26 protein-coding genes are annotated in these 23,915 nt (G+C 57.7%); 7 read left to right on the top strand and 19 right to left on the bottom strand.

Going from position 1 to position 23,915, the window contains the following annotated elements; translation table 11 throughout:
* Nucleotides 1–53: 53 nt before the first annotated feature.
* On the bottom strand, nucleotides 54–749 hold the full coding sequence (locus J2X43_RS16385) for a hypothetical protein (protein ID WP_310296011.1): 696 nt from the start codon (nucleotides 747–749) through the stop codon (nucleotides 54–56).
* A gap of 573 nt (nucleotides 750–1,322) precedes the next feature.
* Between J2X43_RS16385 and J2X43_RS16395 the strand changes: the two genes are divergently transcribed.
* The 3 genes from J2X43_RS16395 to J2X43_RS16405 all read left to right on the top strand — a co-directional run bounded on the left by J2X43_RS16395 (nucleotide 1,323) and on the right by J2X43_RS16405 (nucleotide 3,367).
* Complete coding sequence (locus J2X43_RS16395; RefSeq protein ID WP_162706025.1) at nucleotides 1,323–1,466, top strand: hypothetical protein; 144 nt, start codon at nucleotides 1,323–1,325, stop codon at nucleotides 1,464–1,466.
* 780 nt (nucleotides 1,467–2,246) lie between these two features.
* Nucleotides 2,247–2,663, top strand: coding sequence for a hypothetical protein (locus tag J2X43_RS16400; protein ID WP_310295358.1), 417 nt, complete (start codon nucleotides 2,247–2,249; stop codon nucleotides 2,661–2,663).
* 365 nt (nucleotides 2,664–3,028) lie between these two features.
* The gene (locus J2X43_RS16405; RefSeq protein ID WP_310295360.1) at nucleotides 3,029–3,367 is read left to right on the top strand and encodes a hypothetical protein; all 339 of its coding nucleotides are present in this window, start codon (nucleotides 3,029–3,031) and stop codon (nucleotides 3,365–3,367) included.
* A gap of 348 nt (nucleotides 3,368–3,715) precedes the next feature.
* Here J2X43_RS16405 and J2X43_RS16410 read toward each other — a convergent pair whose 3' ends face one another.
* The 13 genes from J2X43_RS16410 to J2X43_RS16470 form a co-directional block, all read right to left on the bottom strand.
* On the bottom strand, nucleotides 3,716–5,710 hold the full coding sequence (locus tag J2X43_RS16410) for a type IV secretory system conjugative DNA transfer family protein (protein ID WP_310295362.1): 1,995 nt from the start codon (nucleotides 5,708–5,710) through the stop codon (nucleotides 3,716–3,718).
* Nucleotides 5,707–6,717, bottom strand: a complete 1,011-nt coding sequence (gene virB11, locus J2X43_RS16415; protein ID WP_405049614.1) for a P-type DNA transfer ATPase VirB11 — start codon at nucleotides 6,715–6,717, stop codon at nucleotides 5,707–5,709. Before virB11 ends, J2X43_RS16410 begins: the two co-directional genes overlap by 4 nt.
* Nucleotides 6,698–7,936, bottom strand: a complete 1,239-nt coding sequence (gene virB10 / locus J2X43_RS16420) for a type IV secretion system protein VirB10 (protein WP_310295366.1) — start codon at nucleotides 7,934–7,936, stop codon at nucleotides 6,698–6,700. Before virB10 ends, virB11 begins: the two co-directional genes overlap by 20 nt.
* The gene (locus tag J2X43_RS16425) at nucleotides 7,936–8,718 is read right to left on the bottom strand and encodes a TrbG/VirB9 family P-type conjugative transfer protein (protein WP_310296013.1); all 783 of its coding nucleotides are present in this window, start codon (nucleotides 8,716–8,718) and stop codon (nucleotides 7,936–7,938) included. Before J2X43_RS16425 ends, virB10 begins: the two co-directional genes overlap by 1 nt.
* A gap of 23 nt (nucleotides 8,719–8,741) precedes the next feature.
* Nucleotides 8,742–9,434: a type IV secretion system protein gene (locus J2X43_RS16430; RefSeq protein ID WP_310295368.1), complete on the bottom strand. Its 693-nt coding sequence runs from the start codon at nucleotides 9,432–9,434 to the stop codon at nucleotides 8,742–8,744.
* 23 nt (nucleotides 9,435–9,457) lie between these two features.
* Nucleotides 9,458–10,489: a type IV secretion system protein gene (locus J2X43_RS16435; RefSeq protein WP_310295370.1), complete on the bottom strand. Its 1,032-nt coding sequence runs from the start codon at nucleotides 10,487–10,489 to the stop codon at nucleotides 9,458–9,460.
* Between the two features lie 9 nt (nucleotides 10,490–10,498).
* Nucleotides 10,499–10,714, bottom strand: coding sequence for a hypothetical protein (locus tag J2X43_RS16440; RefSeq protein WP_310295372.1), 216 nt, complete (start codon nucleotides 10,712–10,714; stop codon nucleotides 10,499–10,501).
* Between the two features lie 3 nt (nucleotides 10,715–10,717).
* Nucleotides 10,718–11,419, bottom strand: coding sequence for a type IV secretion system protein (locus tag J2X43_RS16445; protein WP_310295373.1), 702 nt, complete (start codon nucleotides 11,417–11,419; stop codon nucleotides 10,718–10,720).
* A 12-nt stretch (nucleotides 11,420–11,431) separates the two neighbouring features.
* The gene (locus J2X43_RS16450; RefSeq protein ID WP_310295375.1) at nucleotides 11,432–12,454 is read right to left on the bottom strand and encodes a lytic transglycosylase domain-containing protein; all 1,023 of its coding nucleotides are present in this window, start codon (nucleotides 12,452–12,454) and stop codon (nucleotides 11,432–11,434) included.
* 80 nt (nucleotides 12,455–12,534) lie between these two features.
* Nucleotides 12,535–14,949 (bottom strand): VirB4 family type IV secretion/conjugal transfer ATPase, encoded by a 2,415-nt coding sequence (locus tag J2X43_RS16455; RefSeq protein WP_310295377.1) that lies wholly within the window; start codon nucleotides 14,947–14,949, stop codon nucleotides 12,535–12,537.
* Nucleotides 14,950–14,951: 2 nt separating this feature from the next.
* Nucleotides 14,952–15,251: a VirB3 family type IV secretion system protein gene (locus tag J2X43_RS16460; protein ID WP_310295379.1), complete on the bottom strand. Its 300-nt coding sequence runs from the start codon at nucleotides 15,249–15,251 to the stop codon at nucleotides 14,952–14,954.
* 3 nt (nucleotides 15,252–15,254) lie between these two features.
* Entirely contained in the window at nucleotides 15,255–15,593 is a 339-nt protein-coding gene (locus J2X43_RS16465; protein ID WP_310295380.1) for a TrbC/VirB2 family protein, read from the bottom strand.
* Between the two features lie 16 nt (nucleotides 15,594–15,609).
* Nucleotides 15,610–16,458 carry a lytic transglycosylase domain-containing protein gene (locus tag J2X43_RS16470; RefSeq protein WP_310295382.1) on the bottom strand — a complete coding sequence of 283 codons (849 nt, stop codon included), beginning with the start codon at nucleotides 16,456–16,458 and terminating at the stop codon, nucleotides 15,610–15,612.
* Between the two features lie 128 nt (nucleotides 16,459–16,586).
* Between J2X43_RS16470 and J2X43_RS16475 the strand changes: the two genes are divergently transcribed.
* The 4 genes from J2X43_RS16475 to J2X43_RS16490 all read left to right on the top strand — a co-directional run bounded on the left by J2X43_RS16475 (nucleotide 16,587) and on the right by J2X43_RS16490 (nucleotide 20,050).
* A complete protein-coding gene (locus J2X43_RS16475) occupies nucleotides 16,587–17,216 on the top strand; it encodes a hypothetical protein (protein ID WP_310295384.1) in 630 nt (209 codons plus the stop codon).
* Nucleotides 17,213–17,761, top strand: a complete 549-nt coding sequence (locus tag J2X43_RS16480) for a thermonuclease family protein (protein WP_310295387.1) — start codon at nucleotides 17,213–17,215, stop codon at nucleotides 17,759–17,761. Before J2X43_RS16475 ends, J2X43_RS16480 begins: the two co-directional genes overlap by 4 nt.
* Nucleotides 17,758–18,438: a thermonuclease family protein gene (locus tag J2X43_RS16485; protein ID WP_310295388.1), complete on the top strand. Its 681-nt coding sequence runs from the start codon at nucleotides 17,758–17,760 to the stop codon at nucleotides 18,436–18,438. The genes J2X43_RS16480 and J2X43_RS16485 overlap by 4 nt, the downstream gene beginning before the upstream one ends.
* Nucleotides 18,439–19,570: 1,132 nt before the next feature.
* Nucleotides 19,571–20,050, top strand: a complete 480-nt coding sequence (locus tag J2X43_RS16490; RefSeq protein ID WP_310295390.1) for a helix-turn-helix transcriptional regulator — start codon at nucleotides 19,571–19,573, stop codon at nucleotides 20,048–20,050.
* A 317-nt stretch (nucleotides 20,051–20,367) separates the two neighbouring features.
* Here J2X43_RS16490 and J2X43_RS16495 read toward each other — a convergent pair whose 3' ends face one another.
* The 5 genes from J2X43_RS16495 to J2X43_RS16515 form a co-directional block, all read right to left on the bottom strand.
* Nucleotides 20,368–20,721: a hypothetical protein gene (locus J2X43_RS16495; protein WP_310295391.1), complete on the bottom strand. Its 354-nt coding sequence runs from the start codon at nucleotides 20,719–20,721 to the stop codon at nucleotides 20,368–20,370.
* Nucleotides 20,722–21,376: 655 nt separating this feature from the next.
* Nucleotides 21,377–21,811, bottom strand: coding sequence for a helix-turn-helix transcriptional regulator (locus J2X43_RS16500; protein WP_310295394.1), 435 nt, complete (start codon nucleotides 21,809–21,811; stop codon nucleotides 21,377–21,379).
* 297 nt (nucleotides 21,812–22,108) lie between these two features.
* The gene (locus tag J2X43_RS16505) at nucleotides 22,109–22,318 is read right to left on the bottom strand and encodes a hypothetical protein (RefSeq protein ID WP_310295396.1); all 210 of its coding nucleotides are present in this window, start codon (nucleotides 22,316–22,318) and stop codon (nucleotides 22,109–22,111) included.
* A 15-nt stretch (nucleotides 22,319–22,333) separates the two neighbouring features.
* A complete protein-coding gene (locus J2X43_RS16510; protein ID WP_310295398.1) occupies nucleotides 22,334–22,963 on the bottom strand; it encodes an acyl-homoserine-lactone synthase in 630 nt (209 codons plus the stop codon).
* A gap of 76 nt (nucleotides 22,964–23,039) precedes the next feature.
* A complete protein-coding gene (locus J2X43_RS16515) occupies nucleotides 23,040–23,693 on the bottom strand; it encodes a LuxR family transcriptional regulator (RefSeq protein ID WP_310295399.1) in 654 nt (217 codons plus the stop codon).
* Between the last annotated feature and the right edge of the window lie 222 nt (nucleotides 23,694–23,915).

A 23,915-nucleotide genomic window follows, 5' to 3' on the forward strand; every position in this document is an offset into this window, starting at 1 on the left:
ATACAGTCATACGAGGCCGCGCTGACGGTGCGCGGCTTCGAACGTCTTCGGCGTCAGCGACTGCCTGGCAGGCTCTGGCTCTGCCGTAAGTCGTCGATCGACTGGCTTTGCGACATCCGTTCGTTAGCATTGCGGTCGCCCTCTGACACGTCGCGTTGGTGGCCGGTCGGGATAACGTCGTCGACAACGTCGCTCGAAACGTCTTCAGCCAGATCGTATCCGCGAACCCTTGGCGAAGTCGCTTTGGAACTCCTGCTGTATCGGCCGATGCCCGTCGCGCTGCCTTCGGTCGCATCAGCCTGGAACACGTCCTCCTTAGACGCTAAGGCCTGCTGGTTATATCCGCCGGCAGACCAGCCTTCGGCGCGCCACAGGTCTGCCCGCTCGTCCATGTCGATCGATCCCTCATCGTCAAGTATGTCGTGCGCCGTGTCGTAGTTGCTGTCGTCGACCGAAGCGGAGACGAGAAAGCCGCCGCGACGAAGGCCCTCGGCATAGACGTCGCGGTCATTGTCGGGAAAGAACCAGTTGGCCAGCCCGGCCCAGAACCCGGAACCTTCCCTTTCGCTTGCAACGTTTTCGCCGTCAGCCTCGTAGCCCGGCATTAGACGGACGTCGGCGACGCCTGCCGACCTCAGCTTTTCGATGGCAGTCTCGGCGTTGCTCCGGCTGTCAAAGAATGCAGTCAAAGTACTTTTGGCCAGGTCACCCGCGTATACGGGCGCGCTTTCGTTGTAGACGTTGGTCATGAATGCTCCTCCTCTTTGGGTTAGTAGCGAACGAGCACGCGCGTTGAATGTTCCGACTTTAACCGAAGACAGAAGATAACTCGCCATAATGGCGCGATAGCCTGTAGAATTGGTCGCCGGCAGCTTTCGTCCTCCGGCGTCTCGCGTGCTAATCGTCCTCAACGCTACCTCACTCCTCGTCGGCCGCCGACTTCTCCGAAGGACCACACAGAGGGTGACTGGACGCAGCCCCTGTGCGTCAACTCCGACGCCGATTGGCGGGGAAGGGACTTCAACCGCTCGTGTGAGTGACCGTGCAGATCTATAGACTTCTTTCCCATCTGGTTCCATGTCCGGAAAGCATATTGGTGGCAAAGGATCAGGTGGTGGCCGCCCTGCTGGAGCTCGGCATAGTGTTTGCACGCTATCCCATTCTCGCGACTGCGTCGTCGTCACCTGATCGTCGGCAACGACGATCCTGAGACGCCACCCACAGCCCCTGTAGTTGTACGGTGCCGGACCAAACCTCGCATCGTAAGCTTTGATTAATGTCCATTAGCAATACTGAATATGCGCTTTGCAACGGAGGTTTATATGTCGCAGGTTCATCTGATTGATCATCTCGAAGCAGCCAAAAAACTCGCCGAATTCAGCGATCAACCGTTTGTTGTGTACCTTATCAAAATGGCAAAGGACGCCGCTATCAAGGCGGAGGCCGAGCGGAGGCGGGTAGCCTAAGCCAGGGTTTTCCTTTGCGGGCCAGTTCCACTGAGATTCGTATGGTCTGCGTGCGCTCCAAAAACCTAAATAGACTCGGTGGATGACGATCGTCGCAAATTGATCTTCGGGCCCTCAATCGCTCAATTGAGAGGGCTCCGATCTGATCAATTCGGAGCTCGTCGAAATGGGCTACATTGACGATACGAAGACGCTGTATTCGTAACAGGCGTGCTCCTTTGCGAATTGACTGTCTGTCGGAGAGCCGAGCGGGGAGAGTCCTATTCTCAATTTTTGGGCACTTCGGTCGCCTCAATAGAACGGCGATCCGGTGCGCTCGCTAACCGGATAATTAGGAGCGCAGTCTCGTGAACGTAAGGGAAAACTTCACCGCAGTAAGCATCGGTCTAGACGCCGCCGTGTAGGGCGGTGCTATAGGCGGCGTGGTATCAAACGGCGGCGGTATCAATCCCACCGAGGGCCGGCCCAGTTGCCCCTTACATGCTTCTGGGGCTTGGCGCGGTATTCGTCGTGATCTCTGGAACGACGTTCGGGCTGACAATCCGGCACACGTTAGGTGTACTGAAGGGCGCGTTCGCGTCAGGCGGCTTAGTGTGGTGTGTCATCGCACTCATCATTTTCGCCCGACATTCGGTGCCGCTGTGAGATCTCCAACGATGCGCATCAAGACAATTGCAAACTAGATTGGGCATTATGCTCGAGTGCTGAAGTATCGCATGCGATATTGACAGCCTCGAATCTACGAACGACAACGAAATTGCCAAACAAGGAGATACGCCAATGGCCGACGAAAACAATCCAAGCATCGCTCCAGACACAGCCGCTGTAGCGCCGGAAGCCCCGGCAAAGAAGAAACGTGCACCTCGTGTCAAAAAGGCGGATGCGAAGGCAGCTGCAACGGTTGCGGAGCCCGTTAAGAAAAACCGTGGTGGTCGTCCCAAGCGTACCGAGGTTGCTGCATCGCCGGCAGCTGCCAGCACCACAGCGACCCGCGGTAAGCGCACAGCAGCAAGCCCAACGACAGGCAAACGCGGGCCAAACCGTTCTGCGAATCCAACAGCGGCCACATCTCCTCTGGCAGACGACTTCGCGGAACTTCTCCAGCTCGAGGAAGAAAATCAGCGCCTCCGCAAATCGCTGGCAGAAAAGCTTCGCGGTGAGAACGCTGATCTTCGCAGCCGTCTTGGACTGAAGTGATCACCTGTCGATGGCGGATGGTTTGCTTCGCATCCGCCATCGGTTAAACTCCATGTAGAGAATCGTTCGCCCGATCGGACTTTCCGATCCGGTCTCTGCGCCGCGTATATTGGCGCGTCAAGCGAGAGGGAACGTCGATGTCGCCATGGAACATTATCTCGAAATTTAGGTCTAAGGCCCCGGCTCAAGCTGCAAAACCAGCCCATGAGCCGGCAATTCCCCGTAGCGTAGAGGCCTCGTTGAGCGTTGCCTCTGACGAGTTGAGGACCACACAGGCCGCCCCGGCTGCAGATGCGATGGTACGCGAGCATGAGCGCGTCGTCCTCAGGGTCTCGGCCCACCACGTATCCTCGGAAAACTCGACGGTGACTGAACAGCTGACGCACACCGAGGTAGCGGAAGAGCCCGGAGATGCGCATCAAGTTTCTGAGGATGCGCTAACGATCAGCGATGCTCGACCTACCTACGATCTTCGAACTAAGAAGAAAGCGGCCAAGGCGTCTCGGGTCTCCTTGAAGTCCGCAGGGGCCAAAGCCCCAACCAAACTCGTTGAGACGCCGCCAAGTGACGAGCGGGGGGAATATGTCACCGCAGCGTTCAGCTTGGATGATGATATCAAACAGCTCAGGGCCACACTTGCCGAAAAACTGGAAACACAGAACGACCAATTGAGAAACATGCTCTCCCGTTTTGATGGCAGATGAGGGTCGCGCCCGTCTCAAGCAATTGTCGGCTCCATTGGTTGATCCAGAGCTAACGCTGACAACCGTCTAGGCAGGGGCTTGACGTGATGCAGGATGTCTTGTCGACCTCAAGTGAAAGAGCTGATGACAGACTTTCCGTGTGCCTCTTCGAGGGATGGAAGGCTATGTGGGCGGTCTGCTAGTCGTCGTGGTGACTGCGGACGTTAGATTGCCGTCAACGGGACAAACCTATGGCGCAAGACAGCTAACGGAGCGTTCCCATGGTGTCGTGAATTGGCGCTCTCAACACACGCATTATGGTGCCAGCGGCGAGCCAGCGCAGGTTCTATAGTAGGCTGCATGCTGTTGCTAGGTGTCAATCTCCGCCGGATCAGGCACTGTGTTTGCAAGGATGTCGTGAATGCTCTTGCGCTGCTTTGGCGACAGATTGGGATTGTCATCGACTACTCTTTCGACCGCGGCCTTCAATTTTTGTGCCGTCTTTACGAGACGCAGCTCCGCTGTCACGAGTTTTTCAGGCGCCTGTTGCATCGGGATGCTGCCCGCCGAAGCGTGATCAACAGTGCGGGTCCTTCTCGGCGTTTTCGAAGGAGACGTTTCTTTGTCGGTTGCTTGTGGGAGTTCAGGCTTTTCAAGGTTTTCGGTGGGGGACTGTCCGTAGTCCTGCAGCGCAGCCGGCACCATCGGCATCGCTGTGAGTTCGACCTCAGGAATTTCGACCACATTGCGATACGGAGCAGCAGCAGCGGTCTTGAACGGTTCGACCTTGTAGTAGCGGATCTTTTTGGTCTGGATTGGCCGTTGACCTTCCACCAGCAGGATCGCGTTCTCCTCCGGCATTTGTCTGATCTCCTGCGGCATCATCAAGTCGCGCTCGCGAATCTGCTCGACCTTGGTGCGGCGTGGAAGCCCCATCAACTCGAGCGTCCTCGATTCTGACTGATAGCGGATCGTCCGCTTCCCAAGTGCACGGGAGGTATAATCGGCGGTTGCCTGGTCGTTGGCGCCGAGGATGAGTTGAAGGCCGCAATTGCCAAGCAGCGAGTGCCGCGCGGTTTCACCGTAGATTTCGTCGATATTCTTCAGGTCCTGAATGATGAAGGCTAGTTTGATATTGTAGCCCGCGACATAGGGCAGTTTGTTGAGAATCTCGTCCATTCGTTTCAACTGCCGGAATTCGTCGAGAAGGAAGTAGACGGGCAGGGCAGCCGGATTATGTTCGCGGGTCAAGAGGTCCATCATCTGCTGAACGAAGAGTGTCAGCAGTGGCCGAAGGATGGTCATATCGGTGATGTTGGGTGCGAGATAGATTGTGACCGGTCGCCGCTGCAGAGAGGCGATGTCGATGTCGGTGATACCGGTGGCCGCGACCACGCGCTCGTTGCGGAACGGAGCCAGCGCCTTCTGGATATCGAGGAGCGCCGAGCGCGCAGCGCGTTCGTTGAGTGAGATGTAGGCATTGAAGCTATCGAGCGTGAAGCGGGACAGATCCGTTTCATTCTCTTTGATAAGCTTCATCAGGGCCTGGAGATCGACGCCGGCATTGAAGAAAGCATTCACCTCGCCGAAATTGCGCCGATTGTGATAGTGGCGGCTCTCCAGGATGTAACTGATGATACCCGCAATGACCTGCTGGGCCGTGCCCTGCCAGACGGCATTCTCCGAGCCGACCGTCTCCGGTATCAAGATCGCTGACATATTCTGGATATCGATCGTGCGGCTGCCGCGATCGGACCGGACGAAGTCAAGCGGATTCCAGCGATGCGTTTTCGGCGACCCTGGCGAAAACAGAAATACCTGATGCCCTCGCGATTTCCGGTATCCGGCGGTCAGTTCGAAAATTTCGCCTTTCAGATCCGTGACGATCATCGAGCCTGGAAACATCAGCGCATTCGGGATGACATAGCCGACACCCTTGCCGGAGCGGGTCGGTCCGATGATCAGGTGGTGACGATCGTCCTTTCGCCTCAAGATACTGCTACCGTAGGCGCCGAGGACATGGCCATCCTTGCGGAACCAGCCTGCGCGCCGCAGGGTAGCCATATCCTGAAACGCCGCGTCTCCCAACGGATTGGATGGTCGTCGAAGTCCGAACATCGCGGCTGCGACAGCGGCAGCCAATGCTGGGATCGCGGCCGCGCAGGCGGCCAGTTGAAGCGGCCGGTTGCCGATATAAGCGGCAAATTGCTGAAACGGCACGAGCGGGTTGGTCGTCGTCATCATATGGAGGACGCGCCCATCCTTCCAAACGACCTGCAAAATCAGCGAATAGGTAAGCATCCAGACTGCGACTGCGAGCAAAGCGCAGAAGAACAGGTAGACGGCGGCATATCCCCGGCTCATGTTGTACGCCTGGCGTAGAAGATCTCGGAGACGCCTCTTCGCCCGCCGTCGCGCCGTAACTGAATAACGATCGGGATGACCATGCGGATGTAGGACATCAGATCCTGCTTGGAGTAGCCGGAGGACATGCCGGCCTGCATCATCATCATCGCGAGTTGCTCGTATGCGCCCGCCGGCGTATCGGCATGAACCGTCGACATGCTTCCGGGGTGGCCAGTGTTGATCGCACGCAGAAAGGCGAACGCTTCTGCGCCGCGGATCTCGCCGACGAACAAACGATCCGGCCGCATACGAAGCGATGCCTCAAGCAGGGTCTGGATCGAGACGTGCGCCGTGCCTTGGTCGCCGCGTGACGCCAGTAGATGCACGCTGTTGCGATGGGGCGGGAAAAGCTCACGGGTATCTTCAAGCGTCAAGATGCGCTCATGCGGATCGATGCTTTTGAGGCAGGCGTTGAAAAACGTCGTCTTTCCCGTCGATGTGCCGCCACTGATCAGCATCGACACACGTTCGCGGATCGCCGTTTCAATAAAGTCATGGATCCGCTCGGCTTCGAGCAGAGCGGTCAGCCTCGTCTCGATCTCGCTCGCGCCGCCAACGGTGACGGACACCCTGTCGAGCCCGCCGTTGTCGCGATATTCCGCCAGCGTGAAGTCGTTGACGACCTGTTTGCGGATCGAGATCGAGCCACCGTCCGCGGCAGCCGGAGGCAGGACAATCTGGATGCGCTCGCCTGTGGGAAGTGCGGCACTGAGCAACGGATTGATCCGGCTGATGAACTGGTTGCTGGCCGAAGCGACCCGTTCGCCAATATGCTCGATCTCCTTAGCTGTCAGGGCGGCAATGGCGTGGAATTCCATTGCGTCCGCGCCAAGGCGTTCGACAAACACTTCTCCTGGCCTATTGACCGATATCTCGATGACGCCGGGGTCATTGAGGAACTCGCCGAGCGGCGCCAGGGCGCGGCGCAGGAAATAATACGGATCGTTACCGGCTACGACCTTGATCGAGGCCTCGTTCATGTTTGATCTCCTTCAGTGCTTCCTCGACCGGATCGGGATACATGGCGGAAAAGTCGAGATCCTGCCGGACGTAGACGAAAATGCGCTCGCCCTGGAGCACACTGATGGTCGGTGGAATTTTGAGGTTCTCCGACAGCGCCTGGTTTGCCATGTCGGAGAAGGTCTGGGCGATCGTTTCGCGTGCGAGGTCTGCGGCCCGGTCGGAATCGGATTCTCCGTTGCCACTGCCGGAGCTATATTGGCCGCTTCCGTAACCCGTCAGGTAAGACGAGCCGGCGCCAACAATCGAGAGCAGGATTGCGGAGCCAAAACGCTCACGCCACTTGTTGTCGACAATGCCGGTGAGGCCGGAGCGTGCGAGGCTGTCCGTTCCGATACTGTTCAGCCGCACGGTGACGCCATCGTCACGCAGCAGCCTGGTCCAGATGACGAAGATGCGCTTCTGCCCTCGGGTCACCTCCGACTGGTATTCACCAATCAGCCGCGTGCCCGTTGGGATCAGGACGCGCCTACCATCGAAGGAATAGACGTTCTGGGACGTGATTGCCCGGATCTGACCCGGCAGATCGCTATTAATCGCAGTTTCGAGGATACCGGGGATGAGCGTGCCTTCGGGGATCATCGCGTCAATCCGGTCGATCTTGCGTGCCTTGGCTGACCGGTCGCCGACGGCCGACGCTGTCGCGAGGAATTTGCTGTTGCGATCTTCGCCCGCCACCGTTGGGCCGCCGGCAGCATTGCTGCCACCGAAGGATGATCCGTCGCTTTCACCCTTAGCGGAATCGACGACGATCTGTTTTGAGCGGAATCGCTCCGGGAATATTTCCGGTTCCGGCTCGGCCGCAGCCGTTGCTGCTGCAACCGCCGGCGGTGGCGGCACGGCAAATTCGGTCGTGTCGGGCGGTGCAGGCTTTTCGGGGGGCGGCTCCGGTATCTGGATGATATTGTCGGCTGGTTTTGGATCGGGCTGAGGCTCCGGACGCAGAAATGACGGCGGCCTGAAGGTTGTTGTCGAAAATTCCTCGTCGCCCTGCAATGTATCGTGTGCCGGCTTTTGAGCTCCGAAGAAGACGACGTAGACCAGGGCTGCGCCACCAAGCAGCAAGGCGGTCCCGCCGAGAAGTTGTTTCCGACGGGCGCGGCTATCGCGCACCGCGACCTCATCGCCGGCGATCATGGCTTCCAGTTCTGGAGAACGCTGCATCAGTTGCCGCTCCTTCTTCGTGTCGTCGCTCGGCTGTCAGGCGAGGGGCCGAAGACATCAGCGTCAGGCTGGCCGAAATCCGGCTTGCGCAGATTGAAGATGCAGGTCCACTGGTCGCCATCGCGCAGCGTATATTGCGTCGCGGTGCCATCGACGACGATGTATTCGCCCTCGCGCCGGAAGTTACGCAGTGTCTCGCTGAAGTCGCTGTTCACCGCGAAGATCGCCGGCACCTTCGGACCGAATCTGAAGAAGGTCTTCTTGCCGTCATCAAACACCATCAGCGGCTTAAGAGCCGTATCGCCGGAGAAGGAGTAGTCGATGTTGACGTTCGACTTGTCGATGCTAGAAATGTTCGGATAGCCGGCGCGCGCTTCGGCCTCCTTCCGCAGCGTGGCATTCAAATCCTTGTCGGGATAAACAAAGCGGATCCCGAAGACCTTTTTGTTGTCCTCCGGCGCATAGTCATTGAGCTCGAGATAGTAGATGCGTTTGGTGGTCACGACATTCATGTTGGTCGCGACATCCTTCGCTTTCGGCTTTACAAAGAGGATGTTGCCCTTGTCGGTGGGTACGACATCCCAGCTTGAGGTGTCGCCAACAGCAATCGTCTCGAATTTTTCATCCTCGTCGAAGATGATCATCGTCGAGATGCCGTAAGTCGCAAAAACGCGCACGACATTGTTCGGCTGGTAGATGACGCTGGTCACGCGGGGATCGAGCCGGCCGGCGGATGGCGTCTCAACCGCGTTCGATGTGTTCGCTGTGCAAGCTGCGAGCAGAAAGCCGATCAGAAAGAAGCGCCTCACCGATTGCTCTCCGTTACCGTTTCCTGGTCCCGTCGATAGTCGTAGACCTGGAAGCCAAGCGGGTTTTCGAAGCGCCATTCGTTGGTCGCCGGCGTGTCCGTGTAGCGATAGCGAACAACCGCGATCCAATGACGGGTGACCGCGTCCGTGTCGGAAACTTCGGTCGTGGCAAACCTCACGATCCCGGTAGAACTGTTTGGAAATGTCACGGATGCTATCTCGACTGTGACCCGTTTTGTTTTTCCATAGACCTTGGCAGGGTTTTTGGCGTTGGCGGCGCTGTAGAGATCCTGCAATTCGCGGGCAGCGTTGCCGGTCGACAGGAGTGCTGCAATCTCGAAATTCTGCTCGATGGCATAGGGATCGTAACCCTCGCGCGACCGGATATAGCGCACGATATTTGCCTGGGTGATGGCTTGCTGTTCAGTGAGGTTGGCCGGTCGCGTAAGACCGCTCTTGACCTCGAGATAGCCGGTGTTCCTGTCGACTTCGACGATGTAAGGCTCAAAGCTCTTCAGCGGCACGAGCATCACCAAAGCCAGCAGGCTCAGCAACGTTATGCCAGCGAATATCATCGTCACCAACCAGGCAAGGGTACGGGACCGCTTCGCCTTCTTGACGATCTCCTGCTCCCAGATGTCGCCGCTTTGATAATAGGTTCGAAGGTCAAGTTCTTTGCTATCTGCCATGTTGGTGCTTCATATCCGGTTGATCAGCCTGGGAGGCCCTGGCGGGAAATCTTCGTTTGCATCGCGGTCCGCGCTCCGTCGGTGTCTTCGTCGCCACCACCGCGGTTGCTGAACCTGCTGGCAAGGGAGCGGCCAGCGCGATAGGCACCTCGGCCGGCAGCTGTGCTGCCGCGCGCCGCCGTCAGCGGAACTTGTATTCCGACGAACTGCGAAATGCGGCGTGCCGCGCTGCCGACGCCAACGGCAATGCCGCCGGCGATCCCCTGACCGATCGATTGTATGTAGAGCATGACAAATCCACCGGCGACGCAGAGCAGCAGAAAGCCTGCGATGTCGGCAAGGGTGAGGGTCCGCAATCCGCTTGCTGCATCGATTTTGGTGAGCTCCGGGCTCATCGCTGCGATCAGAAAGGCGGCGATGACATAAATGAACAGTGGAATAAGCGCGTAGGTCAGGACCTGATTGAACCAGCCAATGCCATATCCCCGGGTTCGTTCAAACAGCATGCAGGCGATGAAGACCGGCGCGACACCGATCAGCACCCAGAGCATCACCTTCGCGAGGATGAGGATCGCTAGCGCAATCGCGATGAACACGCCGGCGCCGACTATGGTCAGGATGCCGATCATGCTGGGGAGGATGGAGAAGTAGCCCGATTGCTCGGCGAAAGCCGAGGCCGCCTCGTTGGCTGTCTTCCAGATCTGCGACAGGCCATTGGTGGGATCGGTTATCCCCGTGCCGGAAGCCGCAAGAATGGCCCGACCAACATCCTCGGGTGTGTCGTTGAGCCAGTGGTAGAAGAGGTTATTGAAATTTGCCCAGGAGCCGACAAGCGCCAGGATGATCATCATCCTGACAATCCGGCCGATGGTTTCGCCGACCGATAGACGCGAGGTGCCCATAACAAGTTGCAGGCCATACCAGGCGACATAGACTATCAGCATGATCCGCAACAGCGGCATCAATTCGTTGCCGACAACGGTATAGGCCTGCTGCGAAAAACTCGAGCCGGAATCCTCAATCCGCTGAAGGAGATCGCCCAGAAAATCTTGCATCTTGAGACCCTATTTGCCGCCTGGTTCGGGGATGCCGATCGCGGCGAAAGCGGCGGCGGGATTGTTGACCGCCCGCATCGGCCCGCAATCGTTTCGGAGATCAGCAGCAAAGGAGGTCAGGTTGGCCGGCCGTTTGCAGGGGGCGGTCTTTTCCTTGACCGTGCCGCAGCCTGCCAACATCGACAGGCTTGCAACGACTGCGGCATTCAGGATCGCGTTTTTCATGATTCAGTTGCCGTAGCTCAGCGCTTTCTTGGTGTTGGAAATATCCGTCAGGCGCCGCTGGTTCTCCGCCTGCAGCGCAGAGACTGCGCCGTTCATCACACCGATCATCTCGTTCAACGTCAGGCCCGACTGGACCTGGAGCTGGCTGTTCTGATCGATCGACCCCTTGATGTCCTGAGCGCTGCCGATCTGCGATCCTGCTTGCTCAAAAGCGCTCCTTCGCGTTTCGATTGCCTGTTGTGATCCATTGATCAGCGCTGAAACGCTGAGCACGGAGTTGACGAGCTGCTCGTAGGACTTGTCACCGGAAAAGCTGCTGTTTTCCTTACCCGACAGGCTTTTCACCAGTTGCAGGCCATTGATGAACACGGTGGCTGCGTTGGCGATATCGCCCCCCATCGATCCAAAATTGGGAACGCCCTCCTTGAGAATGCTATTAAAGGACGGGATGGAGGAGACGCTGAAGCCGTTGCCGATCGCCAGGTCCTTCAGGGGCGCGGCGGTGCTGCCGCGGTCACCCGTCACCGCCTTCAGCGTATCCTGCACCGTCGTCAGGATGTTCTTGTTGGTATCGAGGATCTTGTCCGTGGTATCCGCGGTCTGCTTGGCGACCGCGTAGTTGGTCTTGTCGATCACCGGAACGTCGGCAAGCGCGGCTGCCGGCAACAAGAACAGGATCAATGTGCTCGAGGCCTTGAATATCATTGCAGTCCTCCATCATTGCGGCTGAAGCAGCAGCCGCACATCGTTGGTATTGGGGCGTTTCTGGATGCAGCCGTTTTGCTCGTCGCTCCACACAAGGTTCTGTCGGGGGTCGCACAAGCCGGTCGTATCGCGCGGCGAGGTATCATTGGAATCGCCGGCGGCTGTCCGTGATGATCCGGAAAGATTGGCTGACGACATCGCATTGCGAGAATTGACGAGGTCGGCCATTGCCGTCGTCAACTTGATGACGTTGTTCATCATTTCCAGATTGGCGTTGCGGGCAGTCGAATTCTGGTCCCAACTGTCCTGGATCGTGCCGGTCTGCATCGCGCCCAGTTGCTGGTACCAGCTTGCAACGTTGCCAAGGCTGTCCGACGTCGACGCGCTTGCGCTCATGGCATTGAGCGTCGATGACCGCATGCCGGTATAGGCGGTCTCCCCACCGCTAAAATTGAGGGGAATCCCCGACTTGTCTGAGCCACCGAAAGCCGGCAGCCAATCCCGCGTGATCGAGGCGACGTAGCCTTGCGTCTCCTTGAACGGCGGAATCCCGCCATACTTGCTGACCGCTCCCGGACCTGCGTTGTAGGCGGCAAGTGCCAGATTGGTATCGCCGCCAAATTTTAGCAGTTGCTCTTTCAGATACTGCGCGCCGCCGCGCAGGTTGTCTTCGATATTGTTCTCGTCAACGCCGAGGTCTGCCGCTGTCGCCGGCATGAGCTGTGTCAGGCCTGTCGCGCCGGCGGCAGACTTGGCGCAGGGATTGAACCGGCTCTCCTGATAGATGAGAGCGAGAAAAAGGCTCTCGTCGACGCCATTTTCCTGCGCGACCCGCCGGGCGAGCCCGGCGATTTCTGGGTTGGCTTGCGCAGCCCCGACCGGATCGTTTTTCTGGCCCGGCCGATACATCGAGCAGGTCACGGATGTGTGAATGATGTAACGCTCGTGATCCGTGTTTTCGAGATTGCTCGTCGTTTTGTCTCGACGATCTCTTGGGTCGAAATTGGTGCGGTCGATCGTTGGTACGTCGGCCATTGCAGGAGCGGGACCAACGACAAGCCCGCATGCGAGGAGCATGAGCACGGCCGGGGCATATGTCGGAGTGCGGCTGCCTCTCACGGTTGCTGCTCCCCGCTGCAGAACCTCGGGAGCCAGCCCATGGGGTCGTCACCGAACTGATCACGGAGCGCTGCGCATTCCTCGACGGTCTCTTTGCGCCCGGAGAGGACCTTGATCAGGTCGGGCATAGACCCGAGGTCGAGCCTGGCGATGACGCTGTCATTGCCGTGCTTAATGAGGAAGGAGCGCTTTTCGGGCGGCATATTGCGGATGAAGCTAAATTCCTTCGCCGTCAGCCCGAAACGGTTGATGTAGCTGTCCTCGTCGGCGCGGGGGTTTGGGAAATGAATATTGGTCGCCGACTGTTCGATCAGGGTATGGGCCGCCGGCGAGTTCACGATATCGGCAGCCGATTGGGTGCCAAATCCGACGATCCCGTTCAGTTTGCGGATCGTTTTCATTTTGTCGACGATGAAGTCGCTGAAGGTCTGATCCCGCAGCAGGCGCCATCCTTCGTCCATGAAGATCATCACAGGCGTGCCGTCGAAGAGCTCGTCAAGACGGTGATAGATATACATCAGAGCCGGGGTGCGAACCTCGTCGTTGTCGAGGATGCTCGTCATGTCGAAGCCGAATACGCGGCGGCCGGAAAAGGACAAGACGTCGTGCCTTGCATTGAACAACCAAGCCTTTTCTCCGTCGATCCAGGGCCGAAGCCGAGAATTGAGATCGTTAGGATCGGCACGTGAACGGCCGGTCAGGAGACCGGCAAAGTTGACGAGCGTTCGCTCCGCCAACGGTTCGGACATGATCCGCACGATCGCGCGCTCAAGGGTGTCTTCTTCCTCCTGATCGAAGGCATCCGAGCGATCCTTGCGCAGCATCGCCTTCAGCAAACGGAGGAGAAACTCCCGGTTTTCACCGGAGTTTTCGATCTGCAGCGGATTGAAACCGGTAGGAGTTCCGGGTGAGAGGATCTCGTAGGAGCCGTTCATTGCCCGGATGAAAATTTCTGCGCCGCGATCCTTATCGAAGAAGACAGCGCGCGGTGATGGTTCTACTCGGAAGGCCTGGGCCAAGAGAAAGGTGAGGGCGACTGTCTTGCCGGATCCGGTCGGTCCAGTGACGAGGAAGTGGCCGATATCGCGCCGATGAAAATTGAACCAGTAGGGCGTCTGGCTCGTCGTTTCGAGGATGGTGATCGGGCTTCCCCAATGCGTGTCCTCTCGTTGTCCGGCCGCGAAATTGTGCATCGACGAAAGGCCGGAAAAGTTGGCGCTCGAGAGCATGGCGCGTCGCGCGATATAGGCATGATTGCCAGGCAGTTGCGCCCAGAAGGCCGCTTCCAGGTTCAGATCTTCGCGCAGCCAGTTGATGTTCATGTCAGTAAGACAGGCGCCAAGGTCGGAGACCGACTTGCTAACCCCGTCCAGATCCCGCGACAGGCAGAGGAGCGACAGATGGTGGAAGCCGAAGACGGCTTCCTGATTGAGAAGGCTGTTCAGCGCGAAATCGATGTCGGTTTCGACATCGCTTCCAGCCTCGTCCGAGGTGCCGATCTGTCGCTTCAGACGTGTGATCCGCTCCTGCGCGATTGGCTTGTCTGCGAGTGTGAAGGACTGAGTCAGAATGAATTCGTGGTTCACCTGAAGCAGGCCATCCAACATCCCGGGCCCGGTAAAGGGTGGATATTCCTTAATCGATAGCATCGCGCCGAAGCGGTCGTCTTCCTTAACCGGCCCTTGCGCTTGCATGGTCCGCCTGGAGAAATGCAGCCTCGATGTGCCAACGAAATTCGAAAGCCCCATGCGCGGCAAGCGCATCTTTCGCTGTACTCCGCACGTGAGGACCGAGTTCAAAAATTCTGCCGGTTCGGAATAGGGCGACCCTTCGATCGAGCGGATGCCGAGCGCTCTTGCGCCATATTTGTTCAAGTCACGGACGATATTGCCGACAAGTTCCTCGAGCTCGTTGATTGTTTCGCGGCTTTGATCCGCTTGCCCATCGCGCCCGGACGCGCGACCGATCAGTCGGCGCGCGCGATCACCTGCGGCCAGTGCGCCGCGCATCCCCGATCGAAGTACCGTAAGATAAAGTTCGTTGGTGAACATGCGCTTGCCGCCAAGCGAGGCCGCATAGCGCCTATCGAGTTCGGCGCAAAAAGGATCGTCGAACTCACCGTCGATGGATGTATCGACCTGCCGCCGGACAACGGTGGACCACAGCGAAGACCGGCTGGAACCAAGGGCCCTGATCAGCGTGTTTTGCACGAGCGAACGCATATTGATCTCGGCCTGATCTTCCGTTTGGAAGAAAAGACCGTCCAGCTTGATGATGCTCATGAGCGCGCCGCCATCAAGCTTGATGACGGTGTCTGCAACATGACGCAGATAGGGAATGTGCTTTGCCATGGGCCGTTCGCGGTGGCCAATCGGGCCGAAGCCGAGCTCTTCGCGGATAACGCTCAGCATGGTCATGGCCCATAAGAATTGGCGCCCCAGAACGTCTTATTCGGCGTTCGGGGCGTCAGGCGGCTGGAGACCTGCAGCACGTCGAGCACGCGTGCATCCCAGCTACAGAGGGTGAAGAGAGCCGCATAAGCGACAGGCGCCGTAAGCAGTGCCCAAAGTGCGTTGGTCACGAGCCAGGCGATGATCGTCAGGCCAATCACCAGGACGACCGCCATGTAGGGGACGCCCCAGAGCGTGGGTGACCGGGTGAGGCCGATCACCAGCGGGGTCAAGTGAGGCTTGTCATTCTGAGCGGTCGCCATGGATCAGTTCCCGACCGTGGAGATCAACTGATCGACGATCGCGGGCGCCCCGAAGACCAGTCCGATGCCGAGAACGACCGCGCCTGCGGTGAACCAGCTCAGCCGGCCAGCGAATGCGAGAAATCCGAGGCCAATGACCGCAATGATGGCAATGAGCCGACCAAAAGGCCCGGTGATGAAGTCGACGACCGCCTGCACGACCGTCTGGAGGGGCGCAAACGCCTGATTGGTCGCTTGCGCCATGGCAAGATCAGCGGAGGCAAGCTGTACGAGGGCAAATGCGCCAACGATGGCGATACCCTTTACCAGAAGCTTCCGGCGGGGCGATGAGACAGGTTTCATTATCTGCTCCTTTGCTTCAGAATTGCATGACGCCGCTGACGAATTTCGGTGCTCGCGCGCCGATGACGTCGATCGTGGAGGTCTCACTGATTTCGATGGGTGATTTGCCGTCCGCCCTTGCCGTGATCGGGGCGGGAAAACCAAACTGATGGTTGATGACGGAGGAGACATAGCGGACGGTTTCGGGATAGGCCGGCACGCCGCCGCTGTCGTAGACCGCCTGCTCACCCGCATTGTAGGCGGCGGCAGCAATGATCGGGTTTTTGAACTCATCGAGGAGCTGACGCAGATAGCGCACTCCGCCGTCGATATTTGCGACAGGGTCGCAAATATCGGTAATACCAAAGAGCCGTGCCGTCTGCGGCATAAGCTGCATTGGTCCGCGAGCGCCTCTGGGGCTATTTCGAACGCGGTCAAAGCGACTTTCCGTCCATGTGACGGCCAACGCAAAGTCCGGATCGACGCTGTACCGATTTGCTGCGATGACCACCAACGTTTTGATTTTTTCGATCGACGCCGGGGAGGGACCGCAGGGTCCCTGAACCGATGTGAGGCCTGGATGAACCGATTCGGTTTCCGTCTTCAGCGGAAATGCGCTGCCTCCAGCAGTATTCGTATCATTGGGTTTCAAACTCGGAATTGAACCAAAATAGGCTTTTTCGTGAGGGCGCGGGGTAACCCGGCTGACGATGCCCGAACCGTCGATCGCGAAGTCCATAGTATCAAACGAGCGCCCGGCATCGTCTCCGGCTGCAGCGGCATCAAACCGTCTAGAATCAAAGGTTTTCAGGCTCTGCGCATGGATCGTCGGGGCGGAAAGGCATGCTATCGTTGCGGTGAGGCTGAGGAAACACCTGTTGAACATAGGGCTACCCGTGCGTTGCATTCGAGGGAAAACGACAGCAATTCTTCCATATTGTCAATTGCAAAATGAACTAAAATAGGTTTAATTATTTTCAGGTAACCGCTCTTAACTTTAGGAGTGAGATGAAAATGGACCGAACAGATTTAGTTCGAAGCACTACCATATGGGCTGTGGCGCTGGCGGCGCTGCTGACCGCGGTGAAAGGCGCCCTTGCAGTGAGCGCGGTCGATCCGGCCTACATCAAATCTCTTGCAGCGCCCGGCAAAGCGGTGCTGGTCGTTGAATATTATGATGGCGCGAAAACCGTTGTGTCGCGAAAAGGATATGCCTCCTCGACTGGCTTTCGAGCTTCCTCGTCCTTGGACATTGTCGTCGACGGCAAAACAAACCTGCACCTTTATGGCCTTGAGCCCTGTGCCGGCGACATGGTCAATCGGAGAGAAAACTATTCGGGCTCGTGCGCTGAATTTGCGCAGCAACAGCTCCAGATTCTGTTGACGTCCCCGAAGGTGATACTCTGCCGGGCATTCGTCTCTGAGGAAAATGCGATCAAGCAGGATGTCACGTGCTTCGGATATTACTATTTTCCGGGCGCGCTCGACAGCGTCGACAATCTCGAGGAGGAACTCCTGTCATTCGGTGCCTTGCGGCTTGCGAAGAAGCCGGATGGCACGCTGATACGTCCGGACTTAGCGGATGCTGAAAGGATCGGCCGCCAGGGGTTTGGGATGTGGGCTGATCCAAGGGTGCCCAGATGAAAGGGGATATCGTACGCCTCGCAGTGGCCGGTTGGTTGGGCGCAAGTGCTTCTGTGGCAGCCACTTCCATTCCGCCGGACATCATTCTTATCCACCCCGGCGTAACCCTGGTCTCCGGCGATACCTGGCTCGAAGATGGGAAGCGATACCGGCTCTTCGGTGTTCAATCCTGTTTGCGCGGCACCTGGTTTACAAACGCGACGGGTCGGCGGCTCGATTGCGGCGATGCCTCGATGGCTTTCCTCGCGGCCTTCATCAAGGATACCAATCCGCGCTGCACTCCTTTGGTAATCACATCCGAGCTTGCCTACGTCGTTTGCTCGGCTGCGATTGGCAGTCAAACGGTGGATCTCGGCACCGCCCTTGTGGGCAGCGGCTACGCGTTCGCAGCGCTCGATAATCGCGGGCTTCCCGCAAACCCAGCTTATGCGGTTGCTGAGCAACGGGCGAGGGCGGCCAGGGCAGGGCTTTGGCAATTCGCGGATGTGCAGCATCCCGCACTGATTTTGGGACCAGCGGAGTCCCAAGGGAAGGCGCAGAAATGAGGATGAGGCAATGCGGGGCCGTTCTGGCCATTTTGCTTGTCGCCAGCGTGACGCACGCGGCAGATCTTCTGCCGGAAGGGCAAGAGGCCTTGCATCCGACATCGCCCATCCAGCCAATCGTTACATTGACCGGTGACGCATCGGTCATCGACGGCCGGACACTTTGGCTTCCAAGATATGAGCTTCAAGTGCGGCTTGCTGGCATCGACACATGCGAATTGCCGCAATGGGCCTTTGATCCGGACCGTGCCGAGGCAAATGGAGACAAGCTCAAGCCGGTGCCCTGCGGGGCATTCGCCAAGGCTTGGTTGAAGCGGATGATCGAAAACAGGCGGGTGGAGTGTCGTGTTCTGGCAGGGCGTGATGGCCTGGCCGGACAGTGCCGGGTCGGAGGGAGGGATCTTGCGCTCGGGCTCCTTAGGGTTGGCTGGGCGAGGGCCGTGGAAAACGTGGGCTTGTCGATCGGCTACCAGCTGGCTGAAAGCCAGGCGAGGAGGGCGCGGTATGGGATGTGGGCGACTTACGTCCTCGACATGGATGAGTGGCGTACAAAAGCAGTCGACAAGACTGTCAGCCGACGACCGATCGCCGACTACAATCTTTTGCGTGAAAGGCGCCTCGAAATCTCGCCATCCTTTGCGGACGCCGGGCGCTTGCCAAAGCGCACCGACCGCTGACGAACACCCGGGGAAAGTCCATGAAGCACATTTTCGTTGTTATTGTCGCGTTGTTGATTGCGATCTGTCCGCGCCTTGCATTTGCCAACGAGTGGGGATGCGAGGTGCTGCTGTGCGCGGCTTCGTCCAATCCATCCTGGCACGGGGTGCCCGAGTGCCGTCCCCCAATGGACCGACTGATCTCGGAGATGAAAAAGCCCGGGTTCTCTTGGCCGACCTGCCCAGAAGGCGGAGCCGGCAAGCCTGGGTACGAAGCGTTCGCCGAGTGCCCGGCCGGCTGGTCTCCAACTGCGGGCGAACACGTTCGCGACGGCTTTGCAAACTCGGAGCTGTCTCGCTGCACCAGGGCCGTAAGTGACTGTCACGATGGTCGACGTCAGTTTGGAAGGGGCGGCGAGGGCGCGCGAACCGAAGTCAGAGACGGTACTACAAGAGTTTACGACGGAGGTCAGGGATGTGGGTACAGGGAATACATGGCCCGGCCGCGCCGTCAGCAACCCTATTTCTTCGATATCAGAGACCCGCAAACGCAAGTCAGTTCCCGATTCTATTTCGGATTGGACCGATAGATCTATTGAATCAAGGCGGCCCCTGAACAGTCGGTAATGCTTGGCATAGACTTAAAAAGGGCGGAGCTTGCGCAAGCTCCAACGACACGGCTCGCTCATCTTGAGCGACGCTCGCCGGGACCAAGACGGGCATCACAACGCGCTACGTTCAGTCATCGCTAGGGTTGGGCTCAATATTGCGAAAAACGTCGGCGATGATAAAAGCCGAGTATAATGCGTCAAACCCTAGATCTGCAATAATAGCATCTACGAGCAATTGAAGCAGCGCGTCTCTCAATAAAGCTAGCAGCCGCAGGCTAGTTGATGTTTCATCGGCAGTCGCTTTAGCAAGCGTCGGTTGAAAGAAGCACCGTTTGCCTACCGCTTCACAGCAACAGTCCGACCCGCGAATCCTTGGTAACCTCGGCCAATTTCGCGCTTGCCGTGAATTCTTTGTGCGTTTTTGGCTCTTAGTTCGCGTGGCCGGAAGGCGCGGCGTCAGTTCCGCCAGTAGGTTCGTGAAATGCTCATAGCCAACGATCCAGTGAATGATATAAGTCGTGCAAGGAATTGGGCTGAGATGCATGACGGTTAAAACTGACGAATATATCAAAGAGGCGGGACTCGAGGGAACCCATGACCCAAAGGTGGACCGCTCCATCTATCGCCGGCCCGGTTTCGCCGGTATCCCCACTTTCCACAGAATGGACGAAGCGATCGCTGCGTCGTTGCGCGAGATTCGTGTCGAGAAGGATTTGTCGAGGGCAGAGCTCGCTCTCCTGATTGGTTCACTTGAGCAGGTTTACGGACGATACGAGCGTGCAATAACGAAACTTCATGCTTCACAGGTCCTGCATCTGTGCGAAATTCTCGGCATTTACCCAGACGATTTGCTCTTCGATGCCGCGCCACACCTTTGGGGTGCATCTGAAGAGGAAGCACACGAGAGACGTAGGATTAGCAAGATGATCCAATCGCTGTCGCCCTCCACGTTGCGAACCGTTGCGACGATCTTGGATTCGATATTTGCCTTGCAAAACTCGTCGGATGAAGCCGTCCTGTAGACGTCGCTGACGTGGACGGGACGAAATGGAACGTGGCGCAATTAGAGGTGCCCACTCGAGCAAAACTCGCTGCGCGTTCTACGGCTTATGGCGGCGGGGCGTTGGGCTTGGCGGGAGTATTCCAATTACTCATCGGCTGCTCTAGTATTGCGCGGGCGTTGAAACGTGAGCACCGTTCCTCGCTTGAGCCTTCCACTGTGAAGGCATCTGCCCGCTCACTGCCAATGAGCGCTTACTGGTCGCGATGTGACTTGAACATTCAAGCCATCGCGGCTCGGTGACACCGTTCTCAAGGATAGGCGCCCTTGCTCAGTGTATTATCCAATATCTCTTGTGCCGTCTTCCACCTCAATCGGTTCTGAGCCTTGATTGGGTGGCGTTGAAGAACGAAGGCGCTGGACTTGGTTGCGAATCCCAAAGAGTTCGGCGTCATCGAAAGCTAGACCTCCTGCGAGGCAGTGTGCGAGTAGCCGCAAGAGCTTATCGACGGCAAGGGAAGCAGAAGGCGGCTCCCAATAAATAAATTCGGCTCTTTTCTTGGCCTCGTCCGCTAGGAGCGGTTCCAGAGCGGTGTCTGTAGCCGTGCCCAAGCGAACGCGGTCGCGCACATCGATAACGCGCGACAGCGAACGCTCGTGCGCCTGTGCAAGTCTCAGTAGTTCGGCTTTCACAGCGCGTCCTTTCTTCAGATTGTCGGGGCTCTAGGCAGAAATGGGTCCGCCGGCACTGCAATATTCGACTTAGCCATTCGGCGACCGGATAATATGAATCCAAGGAATTGAGTTTATTGGGACTGCAGGGCAGCAAGGGCTGACGCCTACATCGTCGAAGCGGGGCTTTCAGCCTACTTCGCACGAGATGGTCGGGCGGCCGGTCCGCCGGCGCCCGGCGTTTGAGGAAACCGGAGCAGATGGATGCACTCGTTACCGGCACTCTAAGTGGGTTCGCAAGGCAAGTCTGTCTCGTGCGGGGCTTGTCAGGCTTCTCGAGTCATCGTCGCCTTCAACAGTCGCCGCGAGGGTCGAATAACGAAGCTTTGGGAAGCGCAGGTTTTGCACCTGTGTGAAATCATCGGAATCCTTCCCGACGATCTGCCGTTTGAAGTGGTGCCTCTCCGAAATAAGGCGACCGAAGATGCGCGGGAAAGTCATATTACCAAAATGATGGAGGCACCGCCCCCGAGATTTTGAAGACGGTGGCGACGATCCTCGATTCTATATTCACGTGTCCAGAACGTGGGCGCCTGGTTCACCACCACCGTACATCACAAATGTTCGAGATCGAGACGGGGAGGCGACCGGCGGAGGACGTGTAGCGCTACGCGTCTCAAACATCGCTGGAAAAAGTTGCCAGCAATGAAACGAATTTCGGGCGCATTTTCTTGGGTATTGTAAGGAAAGCGTCCACCAGCCGCTGTCCTTCGCCCGTCGCTACGAATTCTTCCCTGGCGGCGGCCTTTTTAGTTAGTTCGCAATCCGGTGTTTGCTGCGATTTCGAAAGCCCATCGAAGAAATGGGTAATTGGTACCTGAAGCACCATGGCCATCTCGTAGAGGGTCGAGGCGCTGACACGATTGGTACCACGCTCATATTTCTGAACTTGCTGGAAGGATACGCCAACGGCCGCGCCAAGCGCTGTTTGAGAAAGGCGGAGCTGAAGCCGCCGCTTCTTGACGCGCTTGCCGATTTCAATATCGACAATGTGTTGATCGGCCGTTTTATCTGGCACAATGTCGGTGGCGTTACTGGACTTCTGCAACATGAATGTGCTCCCGTTAGCCAGATCAGGCTGGCAACCAGAAGCCGGGGAATTGGAAATCCGTCGACGACGGCCCCATGGTCTTTGGCGCGAACGCCTCTTGCATACACCACGAGTTCCCCGACCAACCAGGTCGCGAAGAGACACTCTCACATGAAGAGCTTTTTGTCGAAATGGGGTTTCCACGCCCCAAGGCAAATAAAATCGCCTAAGTTGCAGTATATTATTTGATTCACGTTTTGCAAGAACTTTAAGACGGTGTCTTAACATTTTCGGCGACGGGCACGAACGTTTTGGCGGTCAGGATTTACGTGAGCGTTTGGACGCTTTAGCTTCAACGGCCACCATGCGCAGGAGGTAGCGGACGAATATGAGGTCGTCGTTCGGAGGGTAGCGTTGGCAGATCGCCTCGACGATCCTCAGGAGCTTGGCGGTTTCGTCGTGGATGGTCGTCATTGCGAAGTTGTGAGCTTCGGCTGGTTCCAGCAAGGATTTCTTGCGGCGGGCCACCGCTAGGCACTCCCGTTAAGCCGCCGCAGCGGTTCGGAGGCGATCGACTGCGCGTGCATGTCCCCATTCCAGCAACGATAACTGAATACTGTGCCTCTGCCTGTGCCTGAACAGCAAATCGGCGGGCAGAGTCGAGAAGACTGCCTCAACCTGGTCACCATTTCCCAGACGAAGGCTGCTGATATGCTCGACCGGGTAGCCGCGCCGCCGCATCATCTTGACGATAGGTGCGTAGGTGAGGAAGACGACAGCGCGAGCCCCGATCTCTACCAGACATTCCAGCACGCCGGTCATCAGCAGATCCGAAGCGGCATGCCCGTTGACATCAGGCGCGCCGAGCTCGGCGGCACAGCGGCTCCACTCGTAGATATGCGGCCCCGATGGCGGTTCGATTCCATGTTGCCGGCAGAAGTCGCTTGTGAGGTGAGACCTCGTCGTTGGCAGCAGCCTGGAATAACCAATGACGTTGCCACCGTGGACGAGGACCGCGTGCAAGGTGTCCGCGGTATCGAATTCATCACGCTCCCTGCAATCGTCGCGGCGAAGCTCTTCCCAGCCCAGCTCTTCAACGAACCTCTTGTGGCGAAAAGACCAGACTTTCTCCATCAATTCCGGATCGTCTGCTTCGTAAATGATCTTCAACATTTCAAAATTCTCCACGTGCATTCGGCAAGGATGCAACCCGGAGTGATTGAATTCTATTCGTAAAATGTCGTAATTTTCAGCGTTGAACGCCGCGACGAAAGGCTTCCGCGATTAACTGGGCGCGATTGGTGGCACCGAACTTCCGCTGCAGATTCTGAATGTGCGCCTGGATGGTTCTCGGCGAGCGCCCGGTAAGCGCTGCGATCTCGCGGTCGGTCTTGCCTTCAGCGCACCACGTCAGACACTGGCTTTCCGTCTTGGTAATCATCGCTTCGTCGTGTGCTCTCTCGGCCTTACGCTCGGCTTGCAGTAGATGGCCATGCGCACGGCTTGCGATGATCTCGAGCAGGGTGACTTCGCCGCGGGAAAGCTTGCTACGGTTGCCGGCTACGGAGAATACGCCGTCGATCCCGGTTCGCGAGTGAAGCGGTATGGTCAGGCCATCGACCAGTCCGAAATCCCTGGCCTCCTCCATGATCCGTTTCGATTTTGTGGAAAGCCTGGGCATCTGCAATGACTGGGACCAGATGATCGACTGCCCGGATCTCCGAACAGCGCTGACGACTGGATCGAAATGGAAATAATTGAGTTTGAGATAGCGCTCGTACCAGGCACGCGGCCAATGTTCCCAGATAAAGTAGGAATCGAGACGTTCATGGGCGAGAGGCACGAACGCCGCGGCAAAATGATCGATGCCAAGCTGGCCGGTGACATGCTCGACAGCGCTCATGAGCTGCCGCCTGTCCGTAGCAACCTCACATGAGTCCAGGAATTCCGACAGTAAGTTCATCAAGGAAAGGTTCATCGTAAGCCACTCGCGTAATGTCGACATAACTCATCAATGCGCACTGCATGTAGACGTTGCTAATAATGTGATACTACCAGTGTTTGTATATGCCGATGAACTCGACCCCCACGCAAGCGGCATGGTTGCGCTATCACGAAGGCGTGA

It is taken from the genome of Rhizobium sp. BE258 (assembly GCF_031457345.1).
Taxonomy (GTDB): domain Bacteria; phylum Pseudomonadota; class Alphaproteobacteria; order Rhizobiales; family Rhizobiaceae; genus Rhizobium.

Bases quoted from the DNA above. Each gene is read 5' to 3' on its own strand.
- J2X43_RS16400 (WP_310295358.1), top strand. From the start codon at position 2,247: ATGGCCGACGAAAACAATCCAAGCATCGCTCCAGACACAGCCGCTGTA.
- J2X43_RS16460 (WP_310295379.1), bottom strand. From the start codon at position 15,251: ATGGCGACCGCTCAGAATGACAAGCCTCACTTGACCCCGCTGGTGATC.
- J2X43_RS16500 (WP_310295394.1), bottom strand. From the start codon at position 21,811: ATGTTGCAGAAGTCCAGTAACGCCACCGACATTGTGCCAGATAAAACG.
- J2X43_RS16475 (WP_310295384.1), top strand. From the start codon at position 16,587: ATGGACCGAACAGATTTAGTTCGAAGCACTACCATATGGGCTGTGGCG.
- J2X43_RS16385 (WP_310296011.1), bottom strand. From the start codon at position 749: ATGACCAACGTCTACAACGAAAGCGCGCCCGTATACGCGGGTGACCTG.
- J2X43_RS16485 (WP_310295388.1), top strand. From the start codon at position 17,758: ATGAGGATGAGGCAATGCGGGGCCGTTCTGGCCATTTTGCTTGTCGCC.
- J2X43_RS16445 (WP_310295373.1), bottom strand. From the start codon at position 11,419: ATGATATTCAAGGCCTCGAGCACATTGATCCTGTTCTTGTTGCCGGCA.
- J2X43_RS16490 (WP_310295390.1), top strand. From the start codon at position 19,571: ATGACGGTTAAAACTGACGAATATATCAAAGAGGCGGGACTCGAGGGA.
- J2X43_RS16395 (WP_162706025.1), top strand. From the start codon at position 1,323: ATGTCGCAGGTTCATCTGATTGATCATCTCGAAGCAGCCAAAAAACTC.
- J2X43_RS16465 (WP_310295380.1), bottom strand. From the start codon at position 15,593: ATGAAACCTGTCTCATCGCCCCGCCGGAAGCTTCTGGTAAAGGGTATC.
- J2X43_RS16515 (WP_310295399.1), bottom strand. From the start codon at position 23,693: ATGAGCGCTGTCGAGCATGTCACCGGCCAGCTTGGCATCGATCATTTT.
- J2X43_RS16450 (WP_310295375.1), bottom strand. From the start codon at position 12,454: ATGGCCGACGTACCAACGATCGACCGCACCAATTTCGACCCAAGAGAT.
- J2X43_RS16440 (WP_310295372.1), bottom strand. From the start codon at position 10,714: ATGAAAAACGCGATCCTGAATGCCGCAGTCGTTGCAAGCCTGTCGATG.
- J2X43_RS16410 (WP_310295362.1), bottom strand. From the start codon at position 5,710: ATGAGCCGGGGATATGCCGCCGTCTACCTGTTCTTCTGCGCTTTGCTC.
- J2X43_RS16470 (WP_310295382.1), bottom strand. From the start codon at position 16,458: ATGTTCAACAGGTGTTTCCTCAGCCTCACCGCAACGATAGCATGCCTT.
- virB10 (WP_310295366.1), bottom strand. From the start codon at position 7,936: ATGCAGCGTTCTCCAGAACTGGAAGCCATGATCGCCGGCGATGAGGTC.
- J2X43_RS16435 (WP_310295370.1), bottom strand. From the start codon at position 10,489: ATGCAAGATTTTCTGGGCGATCTCCTTCAGCGGATTGAGGATTCCGGC.
- J2X43_RS16480 (WP_310295387.1), top strand. From the start codon at position 17,213: ATGAAAGGGGATATCGTACGCCTCGCAGTGGCCGGTTGGTTGGGCGCA.
- J2X43_RS16455 (WP_310295377.1), bottom strand. From the start codon at position 14,949: ATGCTGAGCGTTATCCGCGAAGAGCTCGGCTTCGGCCCGATTGGCCAC.
- J2X43_RS16510 (WP_310295398.1), bottom strand. From the start codon at position 22,963: ATGTTGAAGATCATTTACGAAGCAGACGATCCGGAATTGATGGAGAAA.
- J2X43_RS16430 (WP_310295368.1), bottom strand. From the start codon at position 9,434: ATGGCAGATAGCAAAGAACTTGACCTTCGAACCTATTATCAAAGCGGC.